7 protein-coding genes are annotated in these 9,608 nt (G+C 58.7%); 1 reads left to right on the forward strand and 6 read right to left on the reverse strand.

The window, feature by feature from the left end; genetic code table 11:
- Positions 1 to 912: 912 nt before the first annotated feature.
- The 6 genes from EOA85_RS39060 to EOA85_RS18405 form a co-directional block, all read right to left on the reverse strand.
- Entirely contained in the window at positions 913 to 2,529 is a 1,617-nt protein-coding gene (locus EOA85_RS39060) for a family 16 glycosylhydrolase (RefSeq protein ID WP_127210673.1), read from the reverse strand.
- A gap of 1,233 nt (positions 2,530 to 3,762) precedes the next feature.
- Positions 3,763 to 4,104, reverse strand: a complete 342-nt coding sequence (locus EOA85_RS39065; RefSeq protein WP_281033751.1) for an NAD-dependent epimerase/dehydratase family protein — start codon at positions 4,102 to 4,104, stop codon at positions 3,763 to 3,765.
- 465 nt (positions 4,105 to 4,569) lie between these two features.
- Complete coding sequence (locus EOA85_RS18395) at positions 4,570 to 5,622, reverse strand: UDP-glucuronic acid decarboxylase family protein (RefSeq protein WP_127210674.1); 1,053 nt, start codon at positions 5,620 to 5,622, stop codon at positions 4,570 to 4,572.
- A gap of 58 nt (positions 5,623 to 5,680) precedes the next feature.
- Positions 5,681 to 6,640: a glycosyltransferase family 2 protein gene (locus tag EOA85_RS18400; RefSeq protein ID WP_206523319.1), complete on the reverse strand. Its 960-nt coding sequence runs from the start codon at positions 6,638 to 6,640 to the stop codon at positions 5,681 to 5,683.
- Complete coding sequence (locus EOA85_RS37550) at positions 6,637 to 6,795, reverse strand: hypothetical protein (protein WP_164759731.1); 159 nt, start codon at positions 6,793 to 6,795, stop codon at positions 6,637 to 6,639. The genes EOA85_RS18400 and EOA85_RS37550 overlap by 4 nt, the downstream gene beginning before the upstream one ends.
- The gene (locus EOA85_RS18405; RefSeq protein ID WP_127210675.1) at positions 6,792 to 8,081 is read right to left on the reverse strand and encodes a cellulase family glycosylhydrolase; all 1,290 of its coding nucleotides are present in this window, start codon (positions 8,079 to 8,081) and stop codon (positions 6,792 to 6,794) included. Before EOA85_RS18405 ends, EOA85_RS37550 begins: the two co-directional genes overlap by 4 nt.
- A 343-nt stretch (positions 8,082 to 8,424) precedes the next feature.
- Between EOA85_RS18405 and EOA85_RS18410 the strand changes: the two genes are divergently transcribed.
- Positions 8,425 to 9,608 (forward strand): hypothetical protein (locus EOA85_RS18410; protein ID WP_164759732.1); only part of this gene is annotated, 1,184 nt, incomplete at its 3' end.

Genomic DNA, 9,608 nt, shown 5'->3' on the forward strand with positions numbered 1-9,608 from the left:
GCTAACTTGCGGCCGCTTCTCTATCGTTAAATCCACGGTTTTCACACTGTCTATATTGACGTCCATATAGACAGAACATCCAGTTCGCCTCACTTCTCAGCAAGGCGGCCCACCTCGGATGCGTACGGTCACACAACGGCCAGACCGCGCGTACCTTTAGAAAAAGCCAACATGACGGGCTATTCGCTTAAGCATCCTGAGTGTTCCCGGACGGGCAGCAATCAACCACCAGAATATGCCGACCCAATTGGGGGATCCGCTCTATTTGGTTAGATCCAGAGCAAGAGGCCTGGTGGGAGTTTGCGGATTCCTTGCCATGGTTGAACCGATCCCACAGGGGCATTCTCTCGATTGCCTCCCTTCTGGCCGGGCGATTGACACGCGGCGATCTCGGGACCAGTCGCATAAAATTGTTACGGCTTTGCCTCGGCTCAGTGGGTGCCACGCCCGCCGATTTTTGCAAACTGGAGTGGTCACCGCCGCTCGAGGACGATGATGATGACGAGGCGGCGGCGTTCTTCAGGTAGGGGCTATCTATATGCCGCTGCCCGACCACAGGAGCGGTTCCGCAAGTCAGCGCTAACGATCGGCAAGATGCTGGCCATGGGTCATCAGGCGACCATTCTTTGCATGACAACAGGTTGCCATCATCAGAGCCGGCCTACTCTGGTGGCGCTTGGCCACCGCATTGGACAACCCACAGACAGCTCACAAATAGAGCCCGTTCCATCCCGATGGCATCGGGATGGAACTGCATCGCTTTGTTTGAGCATGATCTTTCCCGAAAACCGGGCTCCCGCCTTTTGCTACGCTGACCTTCGGTTCGGGAACATGGCTTTGAGGTGCTGTTTATCCAGTCCTTGTTTGGCCACGACAGCCCCTCGCGGGATGTTATTTCCCCGCGTAGGTCCTTCAGGTCACATAGAATGAGGCTGCGGTGAGCGAGAGATGTGGGGAAAGCGTGGCGAACTGTGTTTGAGATGCGCCGCCGGCCCCGTCGCTGTCGAAGGAGAGCGACCCAGTCGAACTATTGTAGATGATGTGGTCGGAACTGTCATGCGCGGCTGTACCAGCAAAGAAAGCCGCGGATGGAAGCCCTCCCAAATGAAGCCCGGCAAAAATGGCGTCGTCGAGGTGGATCTTGTCCTGGTTGAAGTCGGTTATCCTGTCGACATTGCCGTTACCAAGGGCGCTATTGAAGACGAAAGTGTCGTTGCCGCCAAAGCCGCTCAACTTATCGGCACCGCCGCGGCCGTTGATGACGTTGGCGCCGGCATTGCCCTGGATGGTTTGGGCCAACCCGTTGCCGGTCAGGTTGATTGCCGTGGTCCCGGCGTCCTTTGTGGTGCCAAGGACTTCAATCGACGAGCCGGCCGAGAGAGCATAGCTCACGGAAGCCCACACCCTGTCTTGACCTTGGCCAGAGGACTCGACCACCTTGTCGCCGGCATTATCGACGTAGTACTCATCGTTGCCGCCATAGCCGATCATCGTGTGGGCGCCGGTTTCCCGAAGTACATCGGCGCCGCTGGTGCCGTACAAAGTGCCATCGCTGGTGCCGCCGGGAGGAAGGACAGTCCCGGTCCCAGACCCAGTCTCGGTCCCGATCGCGCCAGTGGTTGGGGGAGTGACGTTGGCACCTGTAACGGTGTCGCCGCTGCCTGCCTTCTGATACAGCTGGATCTCATCGACTTGCATCTGCATCGACGAGGGAGTCGAACTATTGAGAGCCGTGTGCCATCCGGCCGCGTTCGAATTCGCGACCTGATTGCTCATGATCAGCTCCATCGGTTGATTCGGAATCTGCGCCTGTGCGCTGGTCACTTGCGCCATCTGCTTCCCGTCGAGATACCAGGTGATCGACTTACCAGGATCCCAGTTGATGCCGTACGTGTGGAAGCCGGCCGTGAGGTCGACGCCGCTGTCGACGACGCCACCGGTTACCCCTGACGGCCCGTGGAGGTGGTAGGAGAACGCTTGGTTTGCCGGTCCCGAACCGGTGAATCCACCCTCCTGTATATCGATCTCAAAATTGTCGCCGCTGCTGCCGGCGCCTTTGCCGGGCATCAGCCAGAGGGCTGGCCAAGCGCCGTCGCCGCTCGGCGCCTTCATGCTGATCTGAAGGTAGCCGCCATTGAATTCGAAGTTGCCATAGCTGCTGACGACGCCGGACGTGACAGGGAATGTATATGCCGACCCCTGAGCCACGCCGTTGACGGGCTGTTTAATTGCCGTGAGATTCAACAGCCCGTTGCCCACCTTATCTTGGCTCGGCATATCGTATTCGGCATTAAACTGGTTGCCCATCCCACTTCCGCCCGATCCATTGTAATTCCACGGCCAGCCGTTGGCGGCATTGCTGGTGATGTAGGTATGCCAATCGCTGTCGAGTGCCGTACCGGAGAAGTTATCCTCGAAGACGAGGTCGCTAGAGGCAAAGCCTGTGGGTGCGGAAAGAGCCATTCCGTGATCCTTCTTTGGCGTTGAAAACAGGAATTCCACGCCGCGCATCGCCAAGGCGCGCGACATATCGCATGCCCGCTATTGGGCACCGCGAACGGATTTCAAAGTAGCGGAGATTTGGAAGTCCTCGCCCCGACATTATTGTCGAGCGAGCTTAACGCTGAACTCGCCATCGAAGGTGAGTTGTCGACGGGAATGCCCATCAGGCCCTCCCTTGAATCGGTGGGCGCGCACGCAAGGTGTTCAACGGTTCGAGCCGCAGCCGAATTGAAGTCGAGCGCAGCTCTTTGGCGGAGGCACCGCCAAGCTTGCCGTTCAGTAAAAGCACGGTAAATCCTTAGTTAGTTGCGTCTTTCTTGTTTTCATTCCACCCGCGCCCTAAGTAAAACGCAGGCATTTCCGCTCTATGATTTATACACACATCGTCTTGTACCACGTGAATGGATCATTCGTGGACGATGTACGAAAGCCAAGCGACCATTTGCGGCGAGAATGAGGCTAGGCGAAAACTTATTAACAGCTTCTAATATATCCGGTGCGTCGAACAACCACACCGAAACAGCCTTCCGGATGTCCTTCGAAAACCGTGTCCGTCGGTTAAAATGTCGCTGTTTTGGGGGTCTGTGGTCCGAGCGGGTCGTTCGCATAGAGGTCGTCGAAAAGCACGGCCGGGCTGCGTGGCGGATGGGCCGTCGGGCCTGGGCCGGAGCTGCCGGCCCGGATGTTCGACCGGCCATTTGCGCGGCCGATGCGCCGGCCCCAGGTCCGCTGTTGCGGTTCGACTAAGCTCCAGTCTCTACACGTGTTGCTGAGCGACGTCGCCGGCGGCACGGCGGCGATGTCGGCATCTTCCGTTTTCGATGATCGAAGGTAGAAGGGCTGGCACCGTTATCGAGCGCAGCCTCCTACAGCACCGGACAGGCCATTCAATCGCAACGCCAACGTGCCTGCATCGGGATTATGTCTTTCAAGATCTGAACAGCGCCAACGTGCAACCGCATCCAAGGGAAGTATGGTCGCTCAAGCGGCTTGTTGAAATTGCTGAAACGTGGCCCATAGGGGGAGGGGCATTTCGTCGCCGCGCGAGGCTGCGCAATTTGAACTGAGCAAACAGTCGACAAAGCTCCATCGTGGCCGTCTGCTAACCACTTGGCGTGCTCTTTCCCCCGCATAGTGTCTGAGAGGCAAGGCTGACCCGCCCATAAGTGGCCGTGTTCGTCCAGAACACAGACACGATAATGCGGTTTTGCTTGTCCCGACCGGGCGACAACATTCAAACACTTTAGCCTCGCTGTGGCGTCACGGGCGGCGGGCGAGGACAAGCGGGATTAAATGGGTTTCTGACTCGTGAGCTTCGCCGATTTCCGCTTCGGGGTCAGCGCCCGCCGCATTGAAGTAACGGAGCGAGACCGAACAAAGGTTGTGAGCCGCGTCGAGATCCTTGAGCATCTGCTCAACAACAAGCTTCGAGTAGCCGTAAGTATTGATCGGTCGTTGTGGATGATGCTCCGAAATCGGAAGCCGATCAGGCACGCCATAGCTCGCGCAGCTTGACGAGAACACCACCGGTATATGCTTGAAGCTGATCAAGGTTTCCAGCAGGGAGATGGTTTCGCCGATATTGTTGCGATAATAAAGCAGACGGTTTGCGACCGCTCCCCGACGTAAGCATAAGCGGCAAAATGTATCACAGCTGACGGACGGTGTTTTTCGAGTACCGAACGCACCCGAGCGGGGTCACCGACGTCGCCCAATTCGAACGGACCGAATCTCGCGGCCCAATGGTTGCCACGCGAAAGATTGTCGTAGACAACCGGCTCGAATCCATGGCGCCAACACTTTGCAGGTTTGGCTGCCAATATAACCAGCGCCGCCCGTTACCAGAATCTTCGCCACGGTCTATACCATCTCAAGCTCAACACTGCGCGAGAAGAAGCTCATCCATAGCTGTTCGGCATAGCTGGCTATAATTGGGTGAATGAGAGCGCACAGTTCACATGGGTTCAGCGGTTCAAAACTTAGAAGCATAGATTATCGCGAAGCAGCCTCGGGGCGCCGGAGATTCGGTCGATAGTCGGAATGCCGAAGCTCACGATGTGCGAGTGGTTATCCAGATGGGAGGAAGTCGCCAGCAATGGAATGGAACCGTTGTTTCCGCTCTTCGAAAGCGATCACCTGTGGCTCCTCCTGCGAGCGCGATCGGCGTGCCTGGTCGCGGCGAAAAAATGCAACGGTTGGCTTCAGCCCGCCCTTCAGTTCCACGGTCGGTTGCCAGCCCAATTCGGCTTTGGCGAGGGAAACATCGGGTCGGCGTTGTCTTGGATCGTCGCGGGGTAACGGCAAATTGACGAGTTTTGACGACGAGCTGGTTTCAGCGAGCACCAGTTCCGCAAGCTCTCGAATGGTGAATTCTCCATCATTTCCAAAATTGACTGGTCCCGTGAATGAAGCTCGACTGTCCATGAGGCGTACAAAACCATCTATTAAGTCATCAACGTAGCAGAATGAACGAGTCTGGTTGCCGTCACCGTAAAGCGTAATCGGCTCGCCGCTGAGTGCCTGAACAATGAAATTGGAAACAACTCGACCGTCAGCCCAATGCATCCGGGGGCCGTATGTGTTGAAGATGCGCGCAATCTTGATTTCAAGGCCGCACTGTCGGTGATAATCGAAAAATAACGTTTCGGCGCAACGCTTTCCCTCATCGTAGCAGGACCGAGGACCAATGGGGTTCACATTGCCCCAATAATCCTCGGTTTGAGGATGAACCGCAGGGTCGCCATAGACCTCACTTGTTGAAGCCTGCAGAATTCGGATTTTGAGCCGCTTGGCGAGGCCCAACATATTGATAGCGCCTTGCACCGATGTTTTTGTGGTCTGCACCGGATCGTGCTGGTATTGGACGGGCGATGCAGGGCAGGCCAAGTTGTAGATTTCGTCGACTTCGACGTATAAGGGAAACGTGATATCGTGGCGCAGAAATTCAAAGCGCGGGTTCGCGTGTAGATGTTCAATATTGTACTTGGTTCCCGTGAAGAGATTGTCGACGCAGAGAATCTCATGACCATCGGAGAGCAGTCGATCTATTAGGTGGGAGCCCAGAAAGCCGGCTCCTCCGGTGACCAAAACGCGTTTGCGACTCTCATAAATCCGTGGCATGTGAATCTCCTTGCGAAATGAATAGGCTGACGCTGTATTGTGCCAGTAGCGGCGAGAGTCACGTCCTGGACGTAACGCCCTTTTGTTCCGTGGCTATCTTTGGACCCTGCGAGATGGCGGCCCGTGCCCGTGCCTGCGTGTATGCAATTGAAGTAGTCGCCAATCCGACAAAGATGGCGAGCGCCTGACCGATCTTGCCAGTCGCTGCGTATTCGAGGATGGAGCGCCCCAGAGTAAGGACGTAAAGCCGCTCGGAATCCAGTCCGTCCTTAGTCCCCGCTAAGCCTACGAGTGCCGCTTTGGAGGTCCCCTCCATGCGGCACCGATGGAGGAAATACTTCCAGGTCGTGCGTTCCGCTGTAACCACATGGCGAACGCTGGCCTCGGGTTTGTATATCCATACGCCTCCAATTTTTTTTGTGGCGCGGATACAAAACTCGGTGTCGTCGCATGTATTGGCTGAGCCCCTACCGCCGCCGATGCGTCCCATTTGACCGGCAAACCCGCCGCAGCCATGCAGCACTTCGGCGCGCACTGACATGTTCGCGCCTATCACATTACGCACTTCGCCACCATTTCGTACCCGCATTCCGCGATAGGTGCAGCCGATGATCCAGTTGAATTCAGGCGGGAACCACCAGGGCCGAGGTTTGCGCCATAGAGGCTCAATGCGTCCGCCGACGCCAAGCACGCGCGGATCGGCGTAGGGCACCAGCAACTCTTCTAGCCAGCGCTCATCGGCGATCGCATCGTCGTCGAGAAATGCCACGACCGGTGCGGTTGCCAATCCGGCACCCGTGACGCGACCGCCGCACAGTCCACGCACGTTATTGTTAGGTGTGACGACGATACCCTCGATCTCGCGCCGGGCTCGCTTCAAGAGAGCCTTATTGTTGTCGACGACGAGAATGATCTCGCGGGCAGGGCTGGTCTGGTTGCGCACCGACGCGATAGCCGCGTTCAAATCGTCCCAGCGATCGAGTGTGTAGGCGCAGATGACAACCGACGCATCGATCATGGCTGCTGGTTCCTTTCGCGGGCCTGTTGAATTGCGGCTGTTACGACGATATCGCGGGGGGCGCGCGTTTGGGTGCTGGCGGACCCGACCGCACGCTTCAACTCGTCCCAGCGGTCGAGCGTGCGCGCGCAGATCACGACGGAGACTTCGGTCATGGGACTTCCCGGATGGTTTCTGAGGCCCGGCGGGTCTCGCGGGTCTGCGCCGCCCGGGCCGTCGCGGCTTTGAGAATGTTCCAAATCGCGCTTCCGTCGTTGCGGATATCGAACTGGTCGTGTTCGTCGACGGGATAACGTCCGCTGTCCTGCCGGGATACCAGCCGCCACACCATCCAGCCGGCGCAGTTGCGATCACGCGTCAGCGTGTCGAGCCACATGGCGTAAGCTGCAGCCACGTTCTGATTGGAGCGGGCATAGCCGAATTCCTCCAGAAGCACCGGCTTCTTGGCGCGGGCGGCCAGCTGGCAGAACTCGGGGATCATCTCGTTGAATTGCTGGACCGTCAGCTTGTTATAGAGCGGGTAGCCGTGCCAGGTCCCGAAATCGAGAGTCGGGATCGTCAAATCGGCTAGCTTCGGGTCGAGAATGTTTGCATGCCCTGAGCTGACAAGGTGATTGGAATCGAGGGACTTGACGTAAGCCGACATTTCGCCAGTCCAGGCCAACCGCAAAGCCTCAGGCTGCGCATTGCCTTCGTTCATCAGCTCCCAGGCCATGATGGTCGGATCATCCCGGTAGGCGCGCCCGGTGAGCGGGTTGACTCGCTGCACGACGTGGCTGACCCAGGTCCTGTAGTCGCGCTTCGTGCGCGGATCCTGGAAGAAAAACTCCGACTTCTCTTTGCTGAGGTCGGTGTTGTACTGGCTCTGCACGCCTGGGGCGTCCCGGCTCCCATACCAGGCCCGCATCTGCTGGGCGCCGCCTGTGAAGGCCCAGAAATCCAGGACGGCGATGATCAGTCTCAGGCGTCGCTTGCCGGCCTCGGCGATGAGGAAATCAACCTTCTGCATGCCGTTGACGCCGTCATTGATCGCCATCTTGTTTTGGCTCGGGTCCCAGTAGAGCAGGTACGTGCCCTTGACCGCGAGATTGCTGGCTTCGCCTTCAAGCCGCCAATCCCAGAGCGTAGGCTTGCTTCCGTCGAGCGACCCGATCACCGGCTGGAGGAACGTGCGGACCACATTGGCGCCCATTGCCACCGCGTCGTCGAGAACGCGGGTGACCTCATCCGGCGACCCGTAGGTCAGATAGTGGTTGTTTACGCCGGTCACGAAGAACGGCCTGCCGTCCAAGGTGAAGTTCGTTCCGGAAGTCTTGATGAAGGACGTTGCCGACGGATCATCCGCGCTCGCGATTGCCGGAACGGATGCGAACGCGAACACAAGCGCACACAACCACGCCCTGCGCAGTCCGTATTTCGCCCGTTGCCATTCGATAATCATCCCTCCACATGACCCTTGCCGGAGGCACAGCACAAGAACCCCGAAGGATTACCTCCTCTGACCTCGCACAGCCCGGCGTCGTTCGGGCATAGTGGTGTTTGGCCGCTTCCAGCCGCTTGAGTATGGACCCGCGCTGTCAGGCATCTCTCAATCAAGTGTTCGGCTCCCCCACATGGCGTGTCCCCGCAACCACAGTAGGTGGGAACCATCCTCGCGTTGCGGCTTTCTATCTGCCGCCTTTGGCTCGCCGGCCCGCGGCGGAGTCCAGTGTAGGCGGATCGCCTGAGGTGGTTCTCGTCAAAGCTGTGAGCTGGCGCCATTTGAAATCGCCGTGAGAACAACAATGCGCATTTGCCTGAGTCTCGATCCGTCCCGGCTACTGCGGTGGCACCTCTGGCTGGCAGAAGCGCTCGCTGAGGTGCCCGGCAACGAAGTCTCCTGCGCTTTGGCGGCCGGTAGCCGCCCGCTGCCGTTAATCTGCCGTCTGCTGCTCGAACTCGAACGACTGGTCTATGGCTTTCGTGGGAACGGCGCCATCGACCCCGTCGAGGCGACGCTGCGGTGCCTGCCGCCGCCTCAGGCCGACCAAGTGGATGTGGTGATCGATCTGAGCGGGGCGGAATCGCTGCCGGCGGCGCGGCGCGTGCTCACCCCGGTTTTCAACGGCGCACCCGGCGAGATCGGAATCGTGGCAGCCTGGTTGAATCGTCAGGATCTACTCGTCGACCTGCATGACACGGCGCGCCCGTTGCGGCCGTGGACGGCGCGTCCGGCCAGTAGAGACCGTGAAGTGTTGGCAGCGAGGCTCGACAGCGCCCTTTCCTGTGCTGTGCCGCTGATCCTCAAAGCCCTGTGCGAGGAAACCGGTTCAGCTGCGTCCGATATCCCCGGGCCACGGATGGCAGTGCCTTCGTTTGGCGCGCTTTCGGCGCTTGCAAGAGCGACCGGCACGGTTGCATCGAAGGCGATCGGGCTTTTGGACGTCCTGGCGAGGGGCGGCAGGATGTGGGGGATTGGCTGGCGCTTCGATGAATCGGCGGGCCTGCTCGACAAAGGCGAAGCAGCATTCCGGGTGCTCACCGGAAATGCCGACAGCTACCTTGCCGACCCATTCCCGTTCCGGCACCAGGGGCAGGATTTCATTTTTGTCGAACAGTACCTCTACTCGAAGAACCGGGGGTGCATTGCGGTCGTGACAGTGAACCGGGACGGGACAGCCGGCGCATCCCGGATCGTGGTGGAGGAACCGCATCACCTCTCGTACCCGTTCGTGTTCGAGCAGGATGGGCAGATCTGGATGATCCCCGAATCGGGGGCGGCCAGAAATGTCAGCCTCTACCGGGCAGTGGAATTCCCTTACCGGTGGACGCGGGAGGCCTGCCTCATGGAAGGCATTGAGGGCTACGATACCACGCCGCTCTGGCATGCGGGCGGCTTTTGGTTTTTCGTCAGCCCAAGGCTGTGGAGGTCCACGTCCTGGGATGTCCTCAGCCTCTACCGTGCCGAGAGCCTGACCGGATCTTGGAC

Source organism: Mesorhizobium sp. M5C.F.Ca.IN.020.29.1.1 (genome assembly GCF_003997375.1).
GTDB classification, from domain to species: domain Bacteria; phylum Pseudomonadota; class Alphaproteobacteria; order Rhizobiales; family Rhizobiaceae; genus Mesorhizobium; species Mesorhizobium wenxiniae.